We start from the raw sequence: 20,818 nt of genomic DNA on the forward strand, positions 1-20,818 counted from the left end.
CCGGCATGGCGCGGCGCGTGAAGGACGGGAAGACGCATCCGACGCTCGATCGCGAATCCGTGCTGCGCTTCATCGCCGAAAACCCCTTGCGCGCCACCAAGCGAGATCTGGCCAAGGCCTTCGGTGCCAAGGGGGACGACCGGATCGTCCTCAAGAACATCCTGGCCGATCTCCAGGCCGAAGGCGTTCTGGCGGGCAGCCGACGGCAGTATACCCGCCCCGGTGCCCTGCCTTCCGTTGCCGTGCTGCGCGTCAGCGGGCGGGACGACGAGGGCGGCCTGCTGGCCGAGCCGGTGAAGTGGGACGAGGACGAGGCCGGCGAGCGGCCGCGCTTCCGCCTCAAGCAGGCGCGAGAGGGCAAGGCCGCCGGCGTCGGTGATCGTGCCCTGTGCCGGCTCGACTTCGAGGCCGAAGGCGGCCCGACCGCCCGCGTCATCCGTGTTCTGGAAGCGGACAAGGCCAGCGCGCTCGGCGTTTTCCGCCTGATGCCCGGTGGCGCGGGCCGCGTCGATCCGGTCGAGCGGCGCGGGCTCGAATATTCGGTGTCGCCGGAGGATGTGCAGGGCGCCAGGGACGGTGATCTCGTGGAGATCGAGCCGCTGTCGCGCCCGCGCGCCGGCTTTCCCAAGGGGCGCGTCGCGCGCATCGTGGGCTCCATGGGCTCTGAACGCGCGATTTCGACCATCGCCCTCCACGCCCATTCCATCCCCCATGTGTTTCCCAAATCCGTTCTGGAAGAGGCCGAAAAGGCCGGGCCGGCCACGATGGAGAGCCGTGAGGACTGGCGCTCGCTGCCGCTTGTCACCATAGATCCGCGCGACGCCAAGGACCATGACGACGCGGTCCATGCCGCGCCGGACGAGGACGAGGCCAATCCCGGCGGACATGTGGTGACGGTCGCGATTGCCGACGTCTCCTTCCACGTGCGGCCGGGTTCGCGGCTGGATTCGGAAGCGCGGTTGCGCGGCAACTCGGTCTATTTCCCCGACCGCGTCGTGCCGATGCTGCCCGAGCGCATCTCCAACGATCTCTGCTCGCTGCGCGAGGGTGTCGACCGCCCTGCCCTCGCCGTGCGCATGGTCTTCTCCGCGACGGGCGAGAAGCGACGGCACTCCTTCCACCGCATCATGATGAAGAGCCGGGCGAAGCTGGCGTACGAGCAGGCGCAGGCCGCGATCGACGGGATGCCGGACGACGTGGACGATGAGATCGTCACCACAGTCCTGCGTCCTCTATGGGCAGCCTACGAAGCCTTGAAAGCCGCGCGCGGCAAGCGCCAGCCGCTCGACCTCGACCTGCCGGAACGCAAGATCGTGCTGGACGATGCGGGCCGCGTCGCCCGCGTGGTCGTGCCCGAGCGGCTCGACGCGCACCGGCTGATCGAGGAGTTCATGATCCAGGCCAATGTGGCCGCGGCCGAGGCGCTGGAAACCAGGCGGCAGAAGCTCGTCTACCGTGCGCATGACGCGCCTTCCATGGCCAAGCTCGAATCCCTGCGCGACTTCCTGAAAACGCTGGACATGCCGCTGGCCAAGAGCGGCAATCTGCGGCCATCGCATTTCAACGGTATCCTCGCCCAGGTAAAGGACACCGAGCATGAAAGCCTCGTCAACGAGGTGGTGCTGCGTTCGCAGAGTCAGGCGCTTTACCAGAGCGAGAACATCGGCCATTTCGGGCTGAACCTCTCCCGCTACGCCCACTTCACCTCCCCTATCCGCCGCTATGCCGACCTCCTGGTGCACCGCGCGCTTATTACCGCGCTTGGCCTCGGGCCGGGCGGGCTCAGCCGGGAGGACGAGGAGCGGCTGGACCAGACCGCCGAGGAGATCAGCCAAGCCGAGCGCCGCGCCATGGCGGCCGAGCGCGACACGGTGGACCGGCTCATCGCCCATCACCTCGCCGACAAGGTCGGCGCCAACTTCTCCGGTCGCATCACGGGGGTCACGAAAGCGGGTCTCTTCGTGCGCTTGCCGGAATATGGCGCCGACGGCTTCATCCCGATCTCGACCCTGGGCGGCGAGTATTTCCATTACGACGAGGCTGCCCATACGCTTGTCGGCGAGCGCAGCGGCCATGGCCATCGCCTGGGCGACAGCGTGGAGGTTCGGCTGGTGGAGGCCGCGCCGCTGGCCGGAGCCATGCGATTCGAGATGCTGAGCGAGGCACGCAAGCTGCCGCGCTCCAACGCATCCTTCCACAAGGCGGGCCGGCGAACCGGCCGCGCCGCGCCGCGCGGGCGGTCCGGGCCGAGGAAGCGGCGATGAGCGAGGAAACCGCGAAAACACGTTTCGAGAACGAACCTGCGGCACCGCAGCGCCCGGTCTGGCAGGCCATCCTGCGCGGCTTCTGCCTGCGCTGCCCGCGCTGCGGGCAAGGCAGGCTGTTCAGCGGCTTCCTGACGAGCGTCGATCATTGCGCCGCTTGCGGCGAGGCGTTCCATCACCACCGCGCGGACGATCTGCCGCCCTACCTCACCATCTTCATCGTCGGGCATATCGTGGTGGCCGCCTTCATGGGCCTGGAGCATCTGGGCGACTTGCCGCTCTGGGCGCATCTGGCCATCTGGATTCCGATCACGACGCTGCTGACGCTGGCTCTGCTGAAGCCGCTGAAAGGCGCGACCATCGGCCTGCAATGGGCGATCCGCATGCACGGCTTCGGCGAAACCGGCGAGGAGGCATCGCGCTGAGTCTCGCCGATCGCCACCACGAGGCGGGTAGAGACCCGCAAGCCGGGCCCGTTCGTATCCGCGACGCGGCGACCGTCGTGATCGTGGACGACACGGCCAGCCCGCCGCGCGTGCTGGCGGGACGCCGCGCGCCCGCCCATGTCTTCATGGCCGGCAAGCTCGTCTTCCCGGGCGGGCGCATCGACCGCACGGACCTGGCCTTGGCCGGCCACTTCCCGCTGCCGCCCGCCGTCGGCGCGCGGCTGGGCGCGCGCACCGCAAGGCGCTTCGGCGAGAAGCGGGCGGCAGCTCTCGCTCTGGCGGCCATCCGGGAGACCTTCGAGGAAACGGGGATCATGCTGGGCGCACCCGGCGAATTTTCCTCGCGCGCCCCGTACTGGCGCGACTTCGCCGCCTGCGGGGTCCGGCCGATGCCTGCGAAGCTTGTGCCCTTCGCGCGCGCCATCACGCCCCCCGGCCTGGTGCGCCGCTACGACACGCGCTTCTTCGCCGTCCGCGCCGAGACGATCGTCCGCCGGATGCCCTTCGAGGACCGGCCGACCGACGAGTTCGACCAGGTGGCCTGGATGACGATCGACGAGATGCAGGGCGAGGATCTTGCGCCCATCACCCGCCAAGTTCTTGCCGAGCTCGCCGCCCGGTTGGAGAGCGCGAGCCTCTACGACCCTGAAATGCCTATGGCATTCTACCGCAGGCAGGGCGGCGTCTTCCTGCGCGATCTCCTCTGAGCGCCGCTCGGTCTTGACTTTGGTGCCGCTATGAATAGTGTCCGCGCCTGACCGCGACGGACGAAAATCCTTCGGCTGTCGCCGCTTGCCCGATTCGTCGGCGGGCGCGTGAACCAAAACAGACACTCGAAAGCCTCGAACGAGCGCCGTCTGCCCCGCAAGGCAAGGCCGAGAGGCACCTATCGCAAGGCGGATAAGGCACCATGGCCAAGGCTACGACGATCAAGATCAAGCTGCTCTCGACGGCCGACACCGGCTTCTTCTACGTGACGACGAAGAACAGCCGCACGATGACCGACAAGATGGTGAAAACCAAGTACGACCCGGTCGCGCGCAAGCACGTGGAATTCCGCGAGGCCAAGATCAAGTAAGCGACACGCTTCTGGTCGAAACGAAAAACGCCGCCCTGAAGGGCGGCGTTTTTCGTTTGTGCACCCGTCATGGGCAGCTTGTCAGGAAGTTGGCCGGCCGGTCCCGATCGCGGTACGAGGACACCGCTGATGACCGGAGCCGGCCGACCGCCCCACGGGACCCAGGAGATGCGGCGGACCTGAGCATTCCATGGGGAAACCGTATCGCCCGTCTTGCGTTTTCGGGCGCTTCGATATCCAGCCCCGACCTTGCGAAGATTCCGGGGGAAAAGCAACGGTCGGATGCGCCTCGGTGCGGCGATCTTTACGTATGGTTAAGGATGGCGCGAAATTCCGGGCCTTCAGCCGTCTCCGAGAAAGGTCTTGATCGTCTCGATGAAGTGCGTGACGGAGATGGGCTTCGAGATATAGGCCTCGCACCCGCCCTGTCGGATTCGCTCCTCGTCCCCCTTCATCGCGAAGGCGGTGACGGCGATGACCGGAATGGCCTTCAGCTCCGCATCCGCCTTGAGCTGCCGAGTGACGTCCAGCCCCGAGATTTCAGGCAACTGGATGTCCATGAGAATGAGGTCCGGCCGCTCGCTGCGGGCCAGATCGACGGCCGTCAGGCCGCTGCGGGTCTGGACCGTGCGGTAGCCATGTGCCTCGATCAGGTCGCGGAAGAGCTTCATGTTGAGCTCGTTGTCCTCGACGATCATCACCGTTTTCGACATCCGCGATACTCCAAACGCCGTGATTCGCGACGGATCGGCCGGCTTTCGCAAGCGTCCGCCATCGAGTCCTAGGGCAATTTGATTTAAGAAGTGGGAATCTTGCGACGCGGTGCGGAAACGGAACAGATGCTCGAAAAACGCGGAAAGTCGCCCGATGGTCCGAACCAGCAAGACGCCGAGTCCGTGGCAATCGAGGCGCTGGGCTTTCTGGCCGGTGATGCCGCGCTTCTGAGCCGTTTCCTGGCGCTGTCGGGACTGGAGGCGAATGACCTTCGCGCCGCTGCGTCCGATCCTGCGTTCTTCGCGGGCCTGCTGGACTTCTTCCTTGCGCACGAAGGCACGCTGAATGCCTTTGCCGCAGCCAGCGCCATTGCGCCCGAGCGCGTGGCGGCCGCGCGCCGAGCCCTGGGTGGACGCTATGAGGATGTGCCGCACTGAAGAGAAGATTCGCGGGGCCGCCCGGAGCCGGTTATGATGGGGCCTGTCTGGAACTCCGTCCATGTCCGCTCGTGTCCCCTTCGCATTCTGCCGCGACTGCCTGAAGGAGCAGTCCCTCGTACGCCCGCGCTGCGAGGCTTGCGGCAGCCCGCGCGTGCTGGCCCATGACGAGCTTGCCGGCCTCTCCATCGCCCATCTGGACTGCGACGCCTTTTATGCAGCGGTCGAGAAGCGTGAGCGGCCCGATCTGGCCGACCGGCCGCTGATCATCGGAGGTGGGCGGCGCGGCGTCGTGCTGACGGCCTGCTACAACGCCCGCATCCACGGCGTTCGCTCGGCCATGCCGATGTTCAAGGCTCTCAAGCTCTGCCCGCAGGCGACGATCATCCGCCCGGACATGGCGAAATACGCTGAAGTCGGCCGGACGGTGCGCGAGCGCATGCGCGCGCTCACGCCGCTGGTCGAGCCCCTGTCCATCGACGAGGCCTTCATGGACCTGACCGGAACCGAGAGGATGCACAAGAGCCCGCCGGCTCTGGTGCTCGCCCGGCTGGCGCGAGAGGTGGAGGCCGATCTTGGAATTTCCGTCTCCATCGGCCTGTCGCACAACAAGTTCCTCGCCAAGATCGCCTCGGACCTTCAGAAGCCGCGCGGCTTCTCCGTAATCGGCCGCGCCGACACCCTACCCTTCCTCGCGGCCAGGCCGATCTCGTTCATCTGGGGCGTCGGCGCCGCGACGGCGCAGGCGCTGGAGCGCGACGGGCTGCGGTCCATCGGCCAGCTCCAGTCGATGGAGGAGGGCGAACTGATGAAACGCTACGGCGTGATGGGGCAGCGGCTCTGGCGCCTCTCACGCGGCATCGACCCGCGGCCCGTGAGCCCGCGCGGCGAGATGAAGAGCATTTCATCGGAAACGACCTTCGAACGCGATCTCTCGAGCGCCGCCGACCTCGTGCCCCTGCTGCGCGAGTTGAGCGAGAAGGTGGCGGACCGCCTGAAGGCGACGGACCTCGCCGCGCAGACCATTGTCCTCAAGTTGAAGGGCGCCGACTTCCGCACTCGAACCCGCAACCGCAAGCTCGGCTCTCCCACCCGCCTTGCCGGACGCATCTTCGAGACTGGCCGCCAGCTTCTGGAAAAGGAGCTGGACGGCACGCGCTATCGCCTGCTCGGCATCGGCTGTGGCGACTTCTCTCCGGCCGAAACGGCGGACCCCGCTGACCTGGTCGATCCGGCCGCGGCGCGGCGCGCCAAGGCGGAAGGCGCGCTCGACACCGTGCGCTCGCGCTTCGGCGCGCACGCGATAGACACCGGCTACACCTTCAGGCCGGTGGAGGAACGGAACGCGGAGGCGGCGCGGCGGGCGGCCCGCCCACGGGAAATTTCGCCCGATATCAGGCCAGCTCCACCTCAAGGACGCCCGGCGCGGCCTTGATCGCGCTCGCCATCTGCGGCGAGACGCGGAAACGGCCGGGCAAGGCGATCTCCACCTCACGGCGCCCCTCCTCCCGCACCAGGACGAGCGTCACCTCGCTGTCGCCGTCCTTCAAATGCGAGCGGAAGGCGCTGAGCGGGCGGGCGTCGCGCATGAAGACGCGCATGGAGCGCTGCATCTTCTCCGCCTCGCGCTCCAGCGACTGGACGCCGGAGGCGCGCAGAGAAATGCCTTCGGGCCGCTCCTCCGCCGAGACCGCCACGATGACCGAGGCTCCCGGCTCCAGCATGTCGCGGAACTGGATCAGCGTCTCGGTGAACAGCACCACCTCGTACTGGCCGCTCGCGTCCGACAATTGCACGATGCCGATCTTGCCGCCGGTGCGCGTCTTGCGCTCCTGCCGGGACGTGACGGTGCCAGCCACGCGCGCGGCCGTCGCGCCCTTTCGCACACTCGCCACCACCTCGGCATAGGACTGCACGTTCAAGCGCTTGAGCGCCTTCTTGTACTCGTCCAGCGGATGGGCCGAGAGATAGAAGCCGATGGCCTGGAACTCGCGCATCAACCGCTCCGAGGTGGTCCAGGCCGGACCTTCCGCAAGGCGCAGCGGCTCGGGCTCGGCATCGGCCCCGCCGAACAGACTGGATTGCTGCGAGTTGCGCCCCTCATGCGACATCAGCGCATAGGCCGAGAGCCTGTCGATATTGCCGCACAGGATCGCCCGGTCGTGGCCGAAGCAATCAAGCGCGCCGGCGCAGATCAGATGCTCCAGCGTGCGCTTGTTGACGATGCGCGGATCGATGCGAGCGCAGAAATCCTCGAGGCTGCGAAAGGGACCGCCCTCCCGCCGCAGCTCCACGATATGCTCCACCGCCTGCTCGCCCACGCCCTTGATGGCCGCGAGCGCGTAGAAGATGCGCCCGTCGTCCACCTCGAACGAGCGGAAGGAGGTCTGCACCGAGGGGACCACGATCTCGATGCCGAGGCGCATGGCGTCGGTCCTGAAATCGTTGAGCTTGTCGGTATTGCCGCAGTCGAGCGTCATCGAAGCGGCCAGGAACTCCGTCGGATGGTTCGCCTTGAGATAGGCGGTCTGGTAGGAGACCAGCGCGTAGGCAGCGGCGTGGGACTTGTTGAAGCCGTAGTCGGCGAACTTGGCCAGAAGGTCGAAGATCGTGTTGGCCTGTGCCTTCTGCAGGCCGCGCTCCACGGCGCCCTCGACGAAGCGCACGCGCTGCTGGTCCATCTCCGCGCGGATCTTCTTGCCCATCGCGCGGCGCAGAAGGTCCGCCTCGCCGAGCGTATAGCCCGACAGGACCTGGGCGATCTGCATCACCTGCTCCTGGTAGATGATCACGCCCTGCGTTTCGCGCAGGATCGGCTCCATCTTGGGATGGATGATCTCGACCTTCTCCTCGCCGTGCTTGCGGGCGTTGTAGACCGGAATGTTCTCCATCGGCCCCGGCCGGTAGAGCGCGACGAGGGCGACGATATCCTCGAACCGGTCGGGTCGCATGCCGATCAGCGCCTTGCGCATGCCCACCGATTCCACCTGGAAGACCCCCACCGTCTCGCCACGCGTCAGCATCGCGTAGGTGCCCGGATCGTCCAGCGGCAGGGCGGACAGGTCGATCTTCACGCCCTTGCGCTCGATCAGTGCGACGGCGGTCTGGAGCGTCGTCAGCGTCTTGAGACCCAGGAAGTCGAATTTCACGAGGCCGGCCTGCTCGACCCATTTCATGTTGTACTGCGTGACCGGCATGTCGGACCGCGGATCGCGATACATCGGCACGAGCTGGGACAGCGGCCGGTCGCCGATCACGATGCCGGCGGCGTGGGTGGAGGCGTGGCGATAGAGCCCCTCGAGCTTCAGCGCGATGGAGAGGAGACGCGCGACGATCTCTTCCTTGTCCCGCGCCTCCTGAAGGCGCGGCTCATCCTCGATGGCCTGGGCGAGCGTGACGGGATTGGCGGGGTTGGCAGGCACCAGCTTGCACAGCTTGTCGACATGGCCGTAGCTCATTTCGAGCACACGCCCCACGTCGCGCAGCACGGCGCGCGCCTGCATGGATCCGAAGGTGATGATCTGCGCCACCTGTTCGCGGCCATATTTCCGCTGGACGTAACGGATCACCTCCTCGCGCCGGTCCTGGCAGAAGTCGATGTCGAAATCGGGCATCGAGACGCGGTCGGGGTTCAGGAAGCGCTCGAAGAGGAGCGAGAAGCGCAGGGGGTCGAGATCGGTGATCGTCAGCGAATAGGCCACCAGCGAGCCCGCGCCCGAACCGCGGCCCGGGCCCACCGGGATACCCTGCGCCTTCGCCCATTTGATGAAGTCGGCAACGATCAGGAAGTAGCCGGGAAACCCCATCCGCTCGATGACGGAGAGCTCGAACTCAAGCCGCTCGCGATAGGCTTCCTCGTTCTGCCCCGGGGCGGGGCCGTGGGCGGCAAGGCGCGCTTCCAGCCCCTCCTGCGCCTGACGGCGAAGCTCGGCCACCTCCGCGAGTTCGGCCTCCTTCGGGTCGGCATCCGCGCCTGCGAAGCGCGGCAGGATGGGCTTGCGCGTCCTGGGACGGAAGGAGCAGCGGCGCGCGATCTCGACCGTGTTTTCCAGGGCTTCGGGAAGGTCGGCGAAGAGCGCGGCCATCTCGTCCTGGCTTTTCAGGCAATGGTCGCTCGTCAGGCGTCTGCGGTCCTCATGGCTCACCAGCCTGTTGGCGGCGACGGCCAGGAGCGCGTCGTGCGCGTCGAAATCCTCGGCACAGAAGAAGAAGGGCTCGTTCGTCGCCACCAGCGGAATGCCGAGCTCGTAGGCTAGCTCGACGCTCTCGCCTTCCGTGCGCCGCGAGCGCTCGCCGTGGCGCTGCAACTCCATGTAGAGCCGGTCTCCGAAAAGCGCCTGCAACCGTAGAACGCGCTCGCGCGCCAGCGGCCCACGCCCGGCTGCGATAGCGCATCCGACCGGCCCCAGCGCTCCGCCGGTCAGGGCGATCAGGCCGGCCGTGCGGCCTTCCAGCCAGTCGGCCAGGATATGGGGCCGCTCGTCGCCGTCATGGGCGAGATAGGAGCGGGAAACGAGATCGACGAGATTGACGTAACCCTCCTCCTCGGCGGCGATGAAGACGAGCGGGCCAGAGCTTGCCAGCGCGTTGCGATCCCGCCCCGAGGGATCGCTCTCCACGTCTCGGAAATCCACCTCGATCTGGCAGCCCACGATGGGCTGGACCCCGGCCTTTGCGGCCTTTTCCGAGAATTCGAGCGCACCGAAAAGATTGTTCGTGTCCGCGATTCCGATGGCGGGGGCTCCATCGGCTTTGGCGTGCTTGACGATCTGGTCGATCCGCAAGGCGCCTTCCAGCAGAGAAAACGCGCTGTGAACGCGAAGATGGATGAACTTCGGTTGCCGAACGTGCGGAGCCATCGTCTCTGCCATCGCCTGTTCCCATCCACCCTACGCCACGCCTAGGGCCTACCCATGAACGAGGCTTCCGCCGATGTCGTGGCGGGGGCACCCCTCGTCCACAGGAAAGGACGGCATATCCTCAAACAAGATGGGCGATGAGTGAGAAGCCGAGCACGAAGGCGGAGACAGCGGCCAGCGAAGCGCATTCCTTGACGATCAGCATCGAATGAGTTCCTGTTTCGTTCTTGTGTTCCTTTTTTGTTCCGGTTCGTTGCCGTTGTCAATCCCATTCTTCCTCGCACAGGAATGCGGTCAGCGCGCCGTCTCTCTCGCTGCCAGGCCCTGCGGCCCCGCGAGTTCCATCGCCTTGCCGCGCTGACGATGCCGCGCCTTTGCGAGGACGTCCCTGATCGCCGCCGGTTGTCCCTCCGGCACGTCGTGGCCGGCCTTGCGGAGCATCCGGTCGAGGAGAAGGAGCTCGAAATGAAGCCGTTGCCGCATCGTCTCCACCAATTCGCGCTGGCGCGTGATCCGCGCATTCTCCATCTCGCAGCCCTCCATCCTTCGCCCCGCGGTTTGCGCACCGCCTGCCCTTCCCTTGCAAGAAAGCGCTGGCCTTTGAAGCTGGAAATGTCGTAGGCGGGCTTCATCGGCGGGATTCGTGCGGCAGAAGCGGCAACCCCGCATGGCGCGCGCCCCGAACAGCCTTCCGGACGCGACGCGTTGGAGGGAAGAATAATGGGCCCGCTGCTCCTCTTCAGCCGCTCGGTGGACAGGCTGAACGCAGGCTTCGCCGTCATTGCCGAATACATGGTTCTGGCCGCCGTCCTGATCAGCGGCGGCAACGCGCTCCTGCGCTATATGCTGAGCATCAGCTCGAACGGCGCCATCGAGATTCAGTGGTATCTGCTGGCGGGCATCGTCCTGCTCGGGGCAAGCTATACGCTGCGGATGAACGAGCATGTGCGGGTGGACGTTCTCTACGGCCTGCTTTCGCCCCGCTCCAAGCTGGTGGTCGACATCATCGGCTTCCTCGTCCTCTTCCTGCCGGTGATCGGCTATTTCTTCTATCTGTGCTGGCCGTTCTTCTGGCGCTCCTTCACCACGGGCGAGGTGTCGATGAATGCGGGCGGGCTTCCCCTTTGGCCGGCCAAGGCCGCCCTGCCGCTCGGCTTCGGGCTCCTGTTCCTCCAGGGAGTGTCCGAACTCATCAAGCGCGTGGCGGCGCTGCGCGGCCTCATCACGCTTGAAACGAAATACGAGAAGCCTCTCCAGTAGGCCGGCAAGGAAACACCTTCCCCATGTTCGCATATGGTCCCATGCCGCCGCTGATGTTCGGCGCGATGATCTGCTTCCTGCTGTTCGGCTTCCCGGTGGCCTTCTCGCTCGCCGCCGTGGGGATGACGTTCGGCATTCTGGGCGTCGTCTTCGAGCACTTCTCCCCCGCCCTGCTGAACGCCCTGCCCCTGCGCTTCTTCGGCGTGGTCTCGAACGAGCTGATGCTGGCGATCCCCTTCTTCACCTTCATGGGCGCGATTCTCGAGCGCTCCGGGCTGGCCGAGGACCTTTTGGAAGGGGCGGGCCAGCTCTTCGGCCCGCTGCCTGGCGGCGTCGCCTATGCCGTCATCCTGGTGGGTGCAGTTCTGGGCGCGATCACCGGCACGGTCGCCGCCTCCGTCATTGCCATGGGCGTGGTCTCGCTGCCCGTCATGATGCGCTACGGCTATTCCAAGCGCATCGCCACGGGCGTGATCGCGGCGTCCGGCACCATCACGCAGGTGATCCCGCCATCGCTGGTGCTGATCATCCTCGCCGACCAGCTCGGCCGGTCCGTGGGCGACATGTACAAGGGCGCCATCGGCCCGGCCATGTTGCAGATCCTGATCTTCCTGATCTTCATTTTCATCATCTCCAAGCTGAAGCCCCATCTCGTGCCCCCGCTTCCGCCCGAAGCGCGCACCATGAGCGGGCGGGCGCTCGTCTGGCGCGTGGCCAAGTCCATGGTGCCCTCGCTGGCGCTCATCTTCGTGGTTCTCGGCACCATGTTCATGGGCCTGGCCACGCCGACGGAAGCGGGCGCCATGGGCGCGATCGGCGCGATGCTGCTGGCCGTGCTTCACCGCCGGCTGAACTGGACGCTGACGCGCCAGGCGATGGCGATGACCATGCGCATCACCGCGATGGTGATCTTCATCCTCCTGGGGGCAACGGTCTTCAGCCTCGCCTTCCAGGGCATGGATGGGGGGCTGTGGATCGAGCACCTCCTGTCTCACATCCCCGGCGGGGCGGTCGGCTTCCTGATCTTCGTCAACATCTTCATCTTCTTCATCGCGTTCTTCCTCGATTTCTTCGAGATCGCCTTCATCATCGTGCCGCTTCTTGTGCCGGTGGCGCAGTCGCTCGATATCGACCTCATCTGGTTCGGCGTTCTCCTGTGCGTGAACCTCCAGACGGCCTTCCTGCACCCGCCCTTCGGCTTCGCCTTGTTCTACCTGCGGGGCATCGCGCCGCCGGACGTGAAGACCTCCGATATCTATCTGGGGGCGATTCCGTGGCTCGGCCTCCAGCTTCTGCTGGTTGCGATCCTGATCTTCTTCCCGCAGTCGGTGACGTTCTTCATGACGCCGGAGCGGACGTTCGATCCCGCGAGCATCCAGCTCAACATTCCCATGCCCGAGGCGCCCTCCTCGGGCATGCCGGCCACGCCCAGCTTCGGCGCTCCGCCGCCGCCGACCTTCGGCGCCCCTGCGGCCCCCAGCTTCGGCGCTCCGTCCGCTCCCACGTTCGAACCGCCGCCCGCACCCAGCTTCGGGCAGTGAGCGCAGGGGCACGAAAAAAGGGCCGGTCAGTTTCCTGACCGGCCCTTCCCGTTTTGCGCACGCTGTGGCTTTGCGCTTCAGCGGCCCATCGCCTGCTGGCTGTAGGAATAGGAGTCGTTCGTGAACTCGGCCACGCGGAACCACTCGTAGCTCTGCGTGCGGAAGACGGCCCACTGATCGTAGATCTTCTTCCAGTTGGCGTTCGTCTCGTCGAGCTGCCGGTAAAGGTTCGTCGCCGATTCATAGGCCGCGTCCAGAACATCGCGCGGCAGGGCGCGCAGTTGCGCGCCCTTGCCCACCAGCGAGCGGATCGCGGTCATGTTCTTCACGTCGTAATCGGCCAGCATATCGATATTGGCGGCCTTCGATGCCACGTCCAGTGCGGCCCTGTAGGCGTTCGGCAAGGCATCGTACTGCGCCTTGTTGAACATGTAATGGACCGACGGGCCGGCCTCCCAGAAGGCAGGATAATAGTAGTACGGCGCCACCTGATAGAAGCCGAGCTTCTCGTCGTCATAGGGGCCGACGAACTCCGTCGCGTCCAGCGTGCCGCGCTCGAGCGCCGCATAGACATCACCGCCGGCGAGTTGCTGGCCGACGACGCCGAGCGGCTGGAGCACCTGCCCCGCGATGCCGGCGACGCGCATCTTCAGCCCCTGAAGGTCGGCGAGCGAGTTGATCTCCTTGCGGAACCAGCCGCCCATCTGCGTGCCGGTGTTGCCGCCGGGCCGCGCGACGACGTTGTAGGGAACCAGGAACTCGTCGATGAGCTCGTTGCCGCCGCCGTGGTAGAGCCATGCGTTCTGCTGGCGGGCGTTCAGCCCGAACGGAATGGCCGAGCCGATCGCGAAGGTCGGATCCTGTCCGACATAGTAGTACAGCACGGAGTGCGCGGACTCGACCGTGCCGTCGCGCACGGCATCCAGCGCCTGCAGGCCGGGCACCAACTCGCCGGCGGGGTAGATCTGGATCGTGAACTGGCCGTCCGTGAGGTCCGAAACCATTTGCGCGAAGCGCTGGGAGGAGCCGAAGAGCGTATCCAGCGTATTGGGGAAGCTGGAGGTCATGCGCCAGCGGATCTGCGGGCGCTCCTGCGCGATGGCAGGCGCGGCAAGCGCCACGCTGGCCGCGGCGCCGCCCGAGACGGCGCTGGCCTTGAACATGAATTGACGACGATCCACTGGAATCCTCCCTTGAGATGCAGCACGGCGAACCGCCGTTTAGGGCCGAGCGGGGCGAAGCTCAAGGAAAAGCTTGCGAACATGCCGTTTCGCTTTCCCGGCCCTCGGCCGCCGAAGACGGCGCACACAAACCCAGCCTCCCTTTACAGCGCCCCTTTCCCTGCTTATCCCATGTCCAAGGCCGGCTTAGCTCAGATGGTAGAGCACCTGATTTGTAATCGGCGGGCCTGGAGGCGAGAATGCGAATCGGATCATGCGCTTAGGCTGCGTCTGACCCGAGCAAGTACCGAATAGGCACCGGAAATCGGTGTCGCAGGGGCCGGCGTAGCACAGCGGTAGTGCAGCGGTTTTGTAAACCGAAGGTCGGGAGTTCGATCCTCTCCGCCGGCACCATCCTTCTCCTATCGCGACCGCGGAAGCGGTTTTGCGGTGGTGAAGGTTCTCAATTTGTTCTAGTGTTTAGTCCCGGCCTTTGATGGATTGGGTCGATGATGAATCGATCCGGCTGGGATGTCCACTGCTTGCATATGAACTCGTATGGTGTGAGACCCTTGAGCGTCTTCAATCTTCTCGCGAAGTTGTAGGCATCGATGAAGTCGGCAAGATGCTTTTTCAGTTGCGCGTGATCGTCGTAGTGGAAGCGTTTGACGGTCGCATCCTTGATGGTGCGGTTCATCCGTTCCACCTGTCCATTCGTCCAGGGATGCTTGAGCTTTGTGAGCCTGTGCTCGATGCCGTTCTCGTCACAGACCCGGTCGAAGATATGATGGAAGGCATACTTGTCCCTGGCCCGGTTGGTGAACTGGATGCCGTTGTCAGTCAGAACGGTGTGGATCTTGTAAGGCACCGCCGCGATCAGGTTGCGCAGGAACTGGGCCGCGATCATCTTGCCCGCTTCGGTGTGGAGTTCGGCATAGGCGAACTTGGATGTGCGATCGATCCCCACGAACAAGCGCAGCTTGCCCTGGGCTGTCTGGACCTCGGCGATGTCGATGTGGAAGAAGCCGATCGGATAGCTCTTGAACTTCTTTTTGGCAGGCTTGTCGCCTTCGACATCGGGCAGTCGGGAGATGCCGTGCCGTTGCAGACAGCGATGCAAGGATGAACGCGTCAGGTGCGGGATGGTCGGCTGAAGCGCATACAGGCAATCGTCGAGCGGCAGCAGCGTGTGCTTGCGGAAGGCGACGATGATCGCTTCTTGCTCAAGTGAGAGCACCGTCGAATGCGGGTCCCTCGGCCCGGTCGGAAGATCGGCGACCGAGGCGCGCTTCTTCCACTTCGCCACGGTCTTCTGATTGATCCCATAGCGCTTGGACAGCGCCCTCAGGCTCTCTTGACTATTTTGTATCGCTCGACGGACCGCCTCTGTCGTCGTGGCGCTCCCATGTAAAATCTGGCCCATAGCGCATCCTTCCAGTCAGAAGAAAACAATGCACCATCAAAGCACGGGATCAAACATCACATCGTCACTTGCGAATAGAAATGTGACGATGAGTCCGTGGACGATTAGTCGACATCTGGTCGCCATGCGACCATGGTGGACTATAAGAGAGTCCTGGCTCAGAACGTGAAGGCAGCGAGGAAGGAACTCGGCGTGTCGCAGGAGGCGCTTGCGCTGGAGACGGAGATCGACCGCACCTACATCTCCGGCATCGAGCGCGCCCTGCGCAATCCGTCGCTGACGCTGATCGTCAAGTTGGCCGAATGCCTCAAGTCGACACCGGGCGCGCTGCTGACGCCGCCTAGGGATCGCTCCTAGCTCTCGACGATCTTCGCACCGCGCACCGTCGCCAGCCCCTCCATCACCGCGATCCGTACGAATCCGGCCGGCGCCTGCTTCGAGTGGCCGTCGTTGAGCGGGCGGATGTGCGGGGCGTTGTTGGTGATGTGGATCGAGCCGTTCCTTCCGATGTCGAACGCCTCGATGGTCGGCGCGCCGACCTCGATCGCCGCGGCGGCGTTGTCCGCCGCTGTCGAGCCGCCCGCGCCCGGAACCCTTGCCGGAAACAGCCCCTCGAAGGCCCGGTCGAGTTCGGGCGTCCAGTTCGAGCGGGCCATGCCGGTGTCGACCGGCGTTGTCTCGACGGCGGATCGCAGCACGGCATGGGCGCAGTCCTTGACTGCGCGCTCGACGTTACCCTCGACCCGCACGGCGATGCGGTCGATGCGCCTGGCGAAGTCGTTAAGCCCGGCCATGAACCGATGCTCCGCCATGTAGCGCTTCGACCTCGGCGTATCGCTCGATGATGGCCCGAAGGATCGGATCGGCCTCGGGGTCGATCACCATGTAGGGACGATCCTCCGGCCAGAGGTCGGCGTCCCGCATAGAGCGGACCCATGCCGTTCTGCCCCGCGCCGTGGAGCGCGGATCGACCGGGCATTCGAGGTAGCGGTAGGCCCGGAGGTGCCACTCGGCCATGAACCGGGCGCGGTCGTCGAAGCTTTCCGGCGTGCCGCCGAGATAGATGTGCACCGTCATCGGCGTCGTGGCGAACACCTCTGCCAGGGCATCGCGGATGTGCTGCTCGCGGTTCTCCATGGCTCAGTCCTCTTCGGCGGGGTCGGTGATGTCGATAAGGTCGGCTGCTTCCAGCGCGGCACGGTCGCGCGCCCTGAGCGCGAGGCCGACAGCGCGCTCCGGCGAGGCGCGGCCAGTCTCGAAGGCGCGATCCTCGGCCATGGCCCGGTCGGCGATGTCCGCGATTTCCATGATCGCGGCGGTGACGGCGCGGTGTTCCTCCCCGACGAGGAGGTCGGCAAGCTCGTGCGGCGAGAAGGGGCGCTCGGCATGAGGAACGCGCTGGACGCGGGACACGAGCACGGCGGCAAGCTCGCGATCCTTCGCCTACACGGCGAGCGCGGCGAGGCTTGCGAGCTCGGCGTCGCCCGAATGCTCGAGCTGCTGAATCAGGCGGGAGCGGCGCTCGGAGCCGATGCCGTCGCGAGCGAGCATCTGCACCGGGCTCTGGTAATGAAAGCGGGCATCGGCGGCGTCGCGGCGCAGGGCGTCGAGGTCGCGCAGCCGCGCGAGCCGGTTGTCGTGGCTATTGCGTCGAAGCTCGGCTCTCAGCCCACCGAGGGCACGGCCGACCAGCATCATGCGCTGCCCGGTCGATAGGTCGGACAGCGTGGAGTCCAGCTCTTTGCGGCGGGTTTCCACGCGGCCGTTCATGTCGGCGATCAGCCGCGTGTGCTGCTCGCCGAGCTCCCGCGCCCGCGAGAGCGAGGCCCGTAGGTCCGTCACGGACCGCCAGGGTGGGCCTGGGCTTCATCTTCGCCATGGTCGTTCTCCTTCGTCGTGGCGCGTCACGCCCCACGCGGTCGGATGACCCCGGCGCGGGACACGGCCCGCATGAGCGTCCAGGCCCATCGGCCTGACCGGGCCGACCCATCGGCCGGCCCGTAGACATCTTCAGCATGTCCCGACATCGCGCCGGACCGGACCAGCAATGGCGCCACCCGCTCCGTCGAACCGCTCCCGCAGCCCGCTCTGCGAGAACAAGAACCAGAGGCGTGCGGCGGTCCGCGTGTCTGTGAGCCGCTCAAGGTCCTCCAGGAACAGCCAAGCGTCCATGGCGACGCAGAGCGCCTCGTCCTCAACCTCAAGAGAGTCGCTGATAAGCGCAGCGACGGCGCGGTCGTGCGCCGACACCTGCGCGTCGGGATGGTTCATGTATTCAGGCACGGGCACGGCAATCCCTCCTCAAGCCGCGCGCGGCGCGCTTCCGCTCCTGCTGCTCGTAGGCCGCGTCAAACGGGTCGATCAGGCCATGCACCTCAATCAGCAGACGCTTGGTCTCGAAAGGCAGCTCGTCGCAGACCATCCGCGCCAGCAGACCGCGATCAGCACCGCGATCCTTCAGCGCACGCAGATAGGCGATCACGGTCGCGGACAGCATTACCGTCTGGAACAGCACGGTCTTGTTCTCGAAAGCATTCTCGAATGATATCACCCGAATGGCGGTGTTGATCTCCTCATCGGTGACCTTGACATCCGCGATGTCCTGCCAAATCCTGGAATCCCAAGGCTTCATTTTCTTCGCTCCTTCTTTCCGCCCGCAGGAGCGCGGACGCAGGAGGAAGGTGGCAGAGCGCATTCTTGACGTCAAAAAGATAGGCAATTACAAACGTTTGTAAAGGGCGAAAGTGTCCACTATGTCCGATGACGAACTCGTTCCCGCGAAATATCGAGGCCAGATCGGTCGAAAATATCGGTCACCGCACCAGTCGGGCTACGTTCGCCGCCGGCCCATCGTCATGGAGTATGTGAGGAGCCTTCTCATCGACGGAGAATGGCCGACCACCGAGAAGATCGCGCGATTGATCGAGGCGCTGGATCGCGGGCACGTCGTCAACTCGAAGACCATAAGCTACGACCTGTACCACCTCAGAAAAGAGGGAAAGGTGTGGCGCTATCCTAACAGCCACCGCGTAAAGGTCGAGGACTCCGAAGGTCCCCGCATCTATCCGTCCTTGAGGTGGGCCGCCGACGCCGAGGGCTGTTCCAAGGAGGCCGCCAGAAAATGGCTGATGAAGCCGGGGCAAATGAATCGGCGTGGCCAAATCTGGAGCTATGTCGAATCTCCCGAAGATCGACCGAAGACCAATCAGCGGAAGAAGGGCGGCTGATGTCATCAAACGTCGCCGGAATTTGCCCTGTGCGGAACCTGATGTTCGTCGGCCATGCGCTCCCACATCGCATCGGGAAGCGGCGCAACTGACCAGAACCATGCGCCGGTCGGCCCTCCGCGCGCGGCTACGAGCGCGTTCGCTCCGCCAAACACGGCCACGGCAAGGGGCGCGGTGGCGGCGAGCGTCTCGGCCAGCACCTGCGCCGCCAACAGGTCGCGCAACAAGGCCGACGCCGCGTCAGTCGACCGGGACGAGCGCGCCATCCGCCTTGGCCTCCACCTCGACGGCCAGATATTTGCCCAGCAAATCAATCAAGGCGGCACGGTCGCCGGGCTCCATCCGCGCGATGACGCGGGGGGGCGAGACCGGCCGGCGCCGACGCCATAGCTCCGCCCTCGGCCGTGAAGGAAAGGAAGTTGTTCAAGCGTTCAGGCCAGCGGAATTTCAGCAAAACTTCGATCAGCCTATCGCTCGGTTCCTCGTCCGCAAGTGAGCGATCGAACGCCTTGCCAAGAATTTCGTGAAATGCGGAGTCCATCGCCTGATTGTACCTGGCGCCGAACTCGAAATCCCGCCGGCGGTGGTCGTGAATCGTTGCCGTCGAAATGCCCGTCGCCTCCGACGCCCGCTTCGGCGAGCCGGTTCTCGCGATGATGTCCAGGACCCGCGCCTCGATCGCCGCTGTCCATCTCCGATCCATGGCGGGACGGCGCACCGCCCGAACCTCGCCCTTCCTGTCGCCCATGGTCGCCGCCTTCTTCCTGATTGCCTGCCTGCGATGATGCAGCGTGCGGGACGTGCTGGGAGCCATCGAAACCGTCTCGCAAAAATTTGGGAAATCGGCTCCCGGCCTCCCTCCCATGGAAAAGGGGCCGTTGAGCCGATGGAGATCCTAGGACGCCGGCCCGTTCTCCATGGGAAGTGGGTTGTTTCTCGCCGGGACCCTTTGCCGGTACCTGGCCCGGTGCTTTCCAATCCGCCGCCGACCATGCCCTTGATCCGACTCGCCTTCGGGCCTCGGACCCTCCTATGCGCGATTAGAGGGTCTGGCACCGTCGCCCCGCAGCGGCGCGCAAGCCCGCCGCTGCCCGCCTTCGGTGATGTTCGGCCTCGCTCACCGTCACCGCGCCGCGGCCGTACTGGCCCCCGTCACCGAGCCACCGGCACCGATCATTACCTTTGACCGGCTGACTGGCTCGCACGCGCGAGGACTGCGTGGTCTGCACGAAAAGCGCCACCGGAAGCAATGTCGCCACCGCCTCATACAGCACGATCGCAGGGCCGGAGGATGACCGACCTAAGAGTCCGTCCGAGAATGGGTTGAGTGATCGGAGCGCGGCTGATTCCAGAGGGTATCTGACACCTGATCTGGAAACGCCATGTGGACCCCGACCACCCGGCGGCAGCATAGCCGCGACCACCTGCGATATGAAACCGACCTGACCGATGCCGAGTGGGGGATCATCGAGCCCATGCTGCCGAAGGGATGTTCGCGAGGGCGACCGTCGGCCTGGCCGACGCGCGAGATCCTGAATGCGATCTTCTACGTCCTGCGGGGTGGCATTCCCTGGCGGCTCATCCCCAAGGACATGCCGCCCAAGAGCACGGTGTTCGACCATTTCAGCCGCTGGCGCGACGCTGGCGTATTCGCGACCATCAACCACCGCCTCGTCATGAGGGATCGTGAGCGGGTGGCGCGCGATGCCTCGCCCAGCGCCGCCGTCATCGACAGCCAAAGCGTCAAGACAACCGAGGCCGGCGGGCCGAGAGGGTATGACGCCGGCAAGAAGGTGAAGGGTCGAAAGCGCCAGGCCATGGTCGATACGGATGGACGCGCCCTCGTTCTCGATCCTCAGCCCGCCAGTGTCCAGGACCGCGACGGTGCCGTCCCTGTCCTGCGCCTGTCGCGGCGTTCCTTCCCGTTCGTGACGAAGGCCTTCGCCGACGCAGGCTTTGCGGGAGAGCGGCCTCGCACCGCAACGCTGATCGACATTGAGATCGTCAGGAAACCGCCAGAGCAGATCGGATTCGCAATCCATCCGAGGCGCTGGGTCGTGGAACGCTTCTTCGCATGGATCAGCCGCAACCGGCGCCTCTGGAAGAATACCGAGGCCACGCTCGCATCCGCCACAGCCTTCCTCTACGCCGCATCCGTCATGATCCTCCTACGTCGCATCGCTCGGGCATCATGAATTCCCGGACGGACTCTGAGATCGGACGGCGGGCTCTCCGGCCTCCATGCGCGGCGCGCGGTATCTCGGTGGACCTCGAAGCCCGAAACTCTACGGCGACAGCAAACAGCCATGCCGCCATCCCCTTATGCCCCTCTCTATTCCATGTTGATTTATAGAGAGAGATACAACAGATACAGCAGCCGGAATTGCGCAGCCGGATCATGAGCTTGAG

General features: G+C 65.3%; 24 protein-coding genes and 1 tRNA gene. 12 read left to right on the forward strand and 13 right to left on the reverse strand.

Annotation, left to right across the window (positions count from 1 at the left end; genetic code table 11):
• Positions 1-5 precede the first annotated feature (5 nt).
• The 4 genes from rnr to rpmG all read left to right on the forward strand — a co-directional run bounded on the left by rnr (position 6) and on the right by rpmG (position 3,788).
• Positions 6-2,264, forward strand: a complete 2,259-nt coding sequence (rnr, locus tag J7654_RS13690) for a ribonuclease R (protein WP_209740563.1) — start codon at positions 6-8, stop codon at positions 2,262-2,264.
• A complete protein-coding gene (locus J7654_RS13695; RefSeq protein WP_209736441.1) occupies positions 2,261-2,689 on the forward strand; it encodes a DUF983 domain-containing protein in 429 nt (142 codons plus the stop codon). Before rnr ends, J7654_RS13695 begins: the two co-directional genes overlap by 4 nt.
• Before the next feature lie 77 nt (positions 2,690-2,766).
• Complete coding sequence (locus J7654_RS13700; RefSeq protein WP_209736442.1) at positions 2,767-3,417, forward strand: NUDIX domain-containing protein; 651 nt, start codon at positions 2,767-2,769, stop codon at positions 3,415-3,417.
• A 203-nt stretch (positions 3,418-3,620) separates the two neighbouring features.
• Complete coding sequence (gene rpmG / locus J7654_RS13705) at positions 3,621-3,788, forward strand: 50S ribosomal protein L33 (RefSeq protein WP_149298814.1); 168 nt, start codon at positions 3,621-3,623, stop codon at positions 3,786-3,788.
• A gap of 341 nt (positions 3,789-4,129) precedes the next feature.
• Here the strand turns inward: rpmG and J7654_RS13710 are convergent, their stop codons facing one another.
• A complete protein-coding gene (locus tag J7654_RS13710) occupies positions 4,130-4,501 on the reverse strand; it encodes a response regulator (protein WP_209736443.1) in 372 nt (123 codons plus the stop codon).
• A 126-nt stretch (positions 4,502-4,627) separates the two neighbouring features.
• Between J7654_RS13710 and J7654_RS13715 the strand changes: the two genes are divergently transcribed.
• Both J7654_RS13715 and J7654_RS13720 read left to right on the forward strand, forming a co-directional pair.
• Positions 4,628-4,939, forward strand: a complete 312-nt coding sequence (locus tag J7654_RS13715; protein WP_209736444.1) for a DUF3572 domain-containing protein — start codon at positions 4,628-4,630, stop codon at positions 4,937-4,939.
• 61 nt (positions 4,940-5,000) lie between these two features.
• Positions 5,001-6,374, forward strand: coding sequence for a DNA polymerase IV (locus tag J7654_RS13720; protein ID WP_209736445.1), 1,374 nt, complete (start codon positions 5,001-5,003; stop codon positions 6,372-6,374).
• Here the strand turns inward: J7654_RS13720 and dnaE are convergent.
• Entirely contained in the window at positions 6,334-9,810 is a 3,477-nt protein-coding gene (gene dnaE / locus J7654_RS13725; RefSeq protein ID WP_209736446.1) for a DNA polymerase III subunit alpha, read from the reverse strand. The two genes, J7654_RS13720 and dnaE, sit on opposite strands and share 41 nt — an antisense overlap.
• A 282-nt stretch (positions 9,811-10,092) precedes the next feature.
• Positions 10,093-10,326, reverse strand: coding sequence for a hypothetical protein (locus J7654_RS13730; RefSeq protein WP_209736447.1), 234 nt, complete (start codon positions 10,324-10,326; stop codon positions 10,093-10,095).
• Between the two features lie 192 nt (positions 10,327-10,518).
• On the opposite strand from J7654_RS13730, the gene J7654_RS13735 reads away from it, so the two are divergent.
• Complete coding sequence (locus J7654_RS13735) at positions 10,519-11,058, forward strand: TRAP transporter small permease subunit (protein WP_209736448.1); 540 nt, start codon at positions 10,519-10,521, stop codon at positions 11,056-11,058.
• Positions 11,059-11,081: 23 nt separating this feature from the next.
• Entirely contained in the window at positions 11,082-12,599 is a 1,518-nt protein-coding gene (locus J7654_RS13740; RefSeq protein WP_209736449.1) for a TRAP transporter large permease, read from the forward strand.
• Between the two features lie 77 nt (positions 12,600-12,676).
• Here J7654_RS13740 and J7654_RS13745 read toward each other — a convergent pair whose 3' ends face one another.
• Positions 12,677-13,762 carry a TRAP transporter substrate-binding protein gene (locus tag J7654_RS13745; RefSeq protein WP_209740567.1) on the reverse strand — a complete coding sequence of 362 codons (1,086 nt, stop codon included), beginning with the start codon at positions 13,760-13,762 and terminating at the stop codon, positions 12,677-12,679.
• Positions 13,763-14,098: 336 nt separating this feature from the next.
• Here J7654_RS13745 and J7654_RS13750 point away from each other — a divergent pair.
• Positions 14,099-14,173 (forward strand) — tRNA-Thr (locus J7654_RS13750).
• Between the two features lie 49 nt (positions 14,174-14,222).
• Here J7654_RS13750 and J7654_RS13755 read toward each other — a convergent pair.
• Positions 14,223-15,182, reverse strand: a complete 960-nt coding sequence (locus J7654_RS13755; RefSeq protein WP_209736450.1) for an IS481 family transposase — start codon at positions 15,180-15,182, stop codon at positions 14,223-14,225.
• A gap of 192 nt (positions 15,183-15,374) precedes the next feature.
• Here J7654_RS13755 and J7654_RS13760 point away from each other — a divergent pair, with 192 nt between their 5' ends.
• Entirely contained in the window at positions 15,375-15,539 is a 165-nt protein-coding gene (locus J7654_RS13760; RefSeq protein WP_342451370.1) for a helix-turn-helix domain-containing protein, read from the forward strand.
• Here the strand turns inward: J7654_RS13760 and J7654_RS13765 are convergent.
• The 6 genes from J7654_RS13765 to J7654_RS13790 all read right to left on the reverse strand — a co-directional run bounded on the left by J7654_RS13765 (position 15,536) and on the right by J7654_RS13790 (position 17,814).
• Positions 15,536-15,976 carry an HK97 gp10 family phage protein gene (locus tag J7654_RS13765; RefSeq protein WP_209736452.1) on the reverse strand — a complete coding sequence of 147 codons (441 nt, stop codon included), beginning with the start codon at positions 15,974-15,976 and terminating at the stop codon, positions 15,536-15,538. The genes J7654_RS13760 and J7654_RS13765 overlap by 4 nt on opposite strands.
• Positions 15,963-16,319: a hypothetical protein gene (locus J7654_RS13770; protein WP_209736453.1), complete on the reverse strand. Its 357-nt coding sequence runs from the start codon at positions 16,317-16,319 to the stop codon at positions 15,963-15,965. Before J7654_RS13770 ends, J7654_RS13765 begins: the two co-directional genes overlap by 14 nt.
• 3 nt (positions 16,320-16,322) lie before the next feature.
• Positions 16,323-16,601, reverse strand: coding sequence for a hypothetical protein (locus tag J7654_RS13775; protein WP_209736454.1), 279 nt, complete (start codon positions 16,599-16,601; stop codon positions 16,323-16,325).
• A gap of 24 nt (positions 16,602-16,625) precedes the next feature.
• Positions 16,626-17,024: a hypothetical protein gene (locus J7654_RS13780; protein ID WP_209736455.1), complete on the reverse strand. Its 399-nt coding sequence runs from the start codon at positions 17,022-17,024 to the stop codon at positions 16,626-16,628.
• A 168-nt stretch (positions 17,025-17,192) separates the two neighbouring features.
• Positions 17,193-17,465, reverse strand: coding sequence for a hypothetical protein (locus J7654_RS13785; protein ID WP_209736456.1), 273 nt, complete (start codon positions 17,463-17,465; stop codon positions 17,193-17,195).
• The gene (locus tag J7654_RS13790; protein WP_209736457.1) at positions 17,458-17,814 is read right to left on the reverse strand and encodes a hypothetical protein; all 357 of its coding nucleotides are present in this window, start codon (positions 17,812-17,814) and stop codon (positions 17,458-17,460) included. Before J7654_RS13790 ends, J7654_RS13785 begins: the two co-directional genes overlap by 8 nt.
• 121 nt (positions 17,815-17,935) lie before the next feature.
• Between J7654_RS13790 and J7654_RS13795 the strand changes: the two genes are divergently transcribed.
• The gene (locus tag J7654_RS13795; RefSeq protein ID WP_209736458.1) at positions 17,936-18,409 is read left to right on the forward strand and encodes a hypothetical protein; all 474 of its coding nucleotides are present in this window, start codon (positions 17,936-17,938) and stop codon (positions 18,407-18,409) included.
• Between the two features lie 5 nt (positions 18,410-18,414).
• Here the strand turns inward: J7654_RS13795 and J7654_RS13800 are convergent, their stop codons facing one another.
• Positions 18,415-18,675 carry a hypothetical protein gene (locus J7654_RS13800; protein ID WP_209736459.1) on the reverse strand — a complete coding sequence of 87 codons (261 nt, stop codon included), beginning with the start codon at positions 18,673-18,675 and terminating at the stop codon, positions 18,415-18,417.
• A 44-nt stretch (positions 18,676-18,719) separates the two neighbouring features.
• Entirely contained in the window at positions 18,720-19,223 is a 504-nt protein-coding gene (locus tag J7654_RS13805; protein WP_209736460.1) for a hypothetical protein, read from the reverse strand.
• Positions 19,224-19,791: 568 nt separating this feature from the next.
• On the opposite strand from J7654_RS13805, the gene J7654_RS13810 reads away from it, so the two are divergent.
• On the forward strand, positions 19,792-20,604 hold the full coding sequence (locus J7654_RS13810; protein ID WP_209736461.1) for an IS5 family transposase: 813 nt from the start codon (positions 19,792-19,794) through the stop codon (positions 20,602-20,604).
• The last annotated feature ends 214 nt before the right edge of the window (positions 20,605-20,818 follow it).

Source organism: Aureimonas populi, from assembly GCF_017815515.1.
Classification (GTDB): domain Bacteria; phylum Pseudomonadota; class Alphaproteobacteria; order Rhizobiales; family Rhizobiaceae; genus Aureimonas; species Aureimonas populi.

Bases quoted from the DNA above. Each gene is read 5' to 3' on its own strand.
- rnr (WP_209740563.1), top strand. From the start codon at position 6: ATGGCGCGGCGCGTGAAGGACGGGAAGACGCATCCGACGCTCGATCGC.
- J7654_RS13695 (WP_209736441.1), top strand. From the start codon at position 2,261: ATGAGCGAGGAAACCGCGAAAACACGTTTCGAGAACGAACCTGCGGCA.
- rpmG (WP_149298814.1), top strand. From the start codon at position 3,621: ATGGCCAAGGCTACGACGATCAAGATCAAGCTGCTCTCGACGGCCGAC.
- J7654_RS13710 (WP_209736443.1), bottom strand. From the start codon at position 4,501: ATGTCGAAAACGGTGATGATCGTCGAGGACAACGAGCTCAACATGAAG.
- J7654_RS13715 (WP_209736444.1), top strand. From the start codon at position 4,628: ATGCTCGAAAAACGCGGAAAGTCGCCCGATGGTCCGAACCAGCAAGAC.
- J7654_RS13720 (WP_209736445.1), top strand. From the start codon at position 5,001: ATGTCCGCTCGTGTCCCCTTCGCATTCTGCCGCGACTGCCTGAAGGAG.
- dnaE (WP_209736446.1), bottom strand. From the start codon at position 9,810: ATGGCAGAGACGATGGCTCCGCACGTTCGGCAACCGAAGTTCATCCAT.
- J7654_RS13730 (WP_209736447.1), bottom strand. From the start codon at position 10,326: ATGGAGAATGCGCGGATCACGCGCCAGCGCGAATTGGTGGAGACGATG.
- J7654_RS13735 (WP_209736448.1), top strand. From the start codon at position 10,519: ATGGGCCCGCTGCTCCTCTTCAGCCGCTCGGTGGACAGGCTGAACGCA.
- J7654_RS13740 (WP_209736449.1), top strand. From the start codon at position 11,082: ATGTTCGCATATGGTCCCATGCCGCCGCTGATGTTCGGCGCGATGATC.
- J7654_RS13745 (WP_209740567.1), bottom strand. From the start codon at position 13,762: ATGTTCAAGGCCAGCGCCGTCTCGGGCGGCGCCGCGGCCAGCGTGGCG.
- J7654_RS13755 (WP_209736450.1), bottom strand. From the start codon at position 15,182: ATGGGCCAGATTTTACATGGGAGCGCCACGACGACAGAGGCGGTCCGT.
- J7654_RS13765 (WP_209736452.1), bottom strand. From the start codon at position 15,976: ATGGCCGGGCTTAACGACTTCGCCAGGCGCATCGACCGCATCGCCGTG.
- J7654_RS13770 (WP_209736453.1), bottom strand. From the start codon at position 16,319: ATGGAGAACCGCGAGCAGCACATCCGCGATGCCCTGGCAGAGGTGTTC.
- J7654_RS13790 (WP_209736457.1), bottom strand. From the start codon at position 17,814: ATGAAGCCTTGGGATTCCAGGATTTGGCAGGACATCGCGGATGTCAAG.
- J7654_RS13795 (WP_209736458.1), top strand. From the start codon at position 17,936: ATGTCCGATGACGAACTCGTTCCCGCGAAATATCGAGGCCAGATCGGT.
- J7654_RS13800 (WP_209736459.1), bottom strand. From the start codon at position 18,675: ATGGCGCGCTCGTCCCGGTCGACTGACGCGGCGTCGGCCTTGTTGCGC.
- J7654_RS13805 (WP_209736460.1), bottom strand. From the start codon at position 19,223: ATGGCTCCCAGCACGTCCCGCACGCTGCATCATCGCAGGCAGGCAATC.
- J7654_RS13810 (WP_209736461.1), top strand. From the start codon at position 19,792: ATGTGGACCCCGACCACCCGGCGGCAGCATAGCCGCGACCACCTGCGA.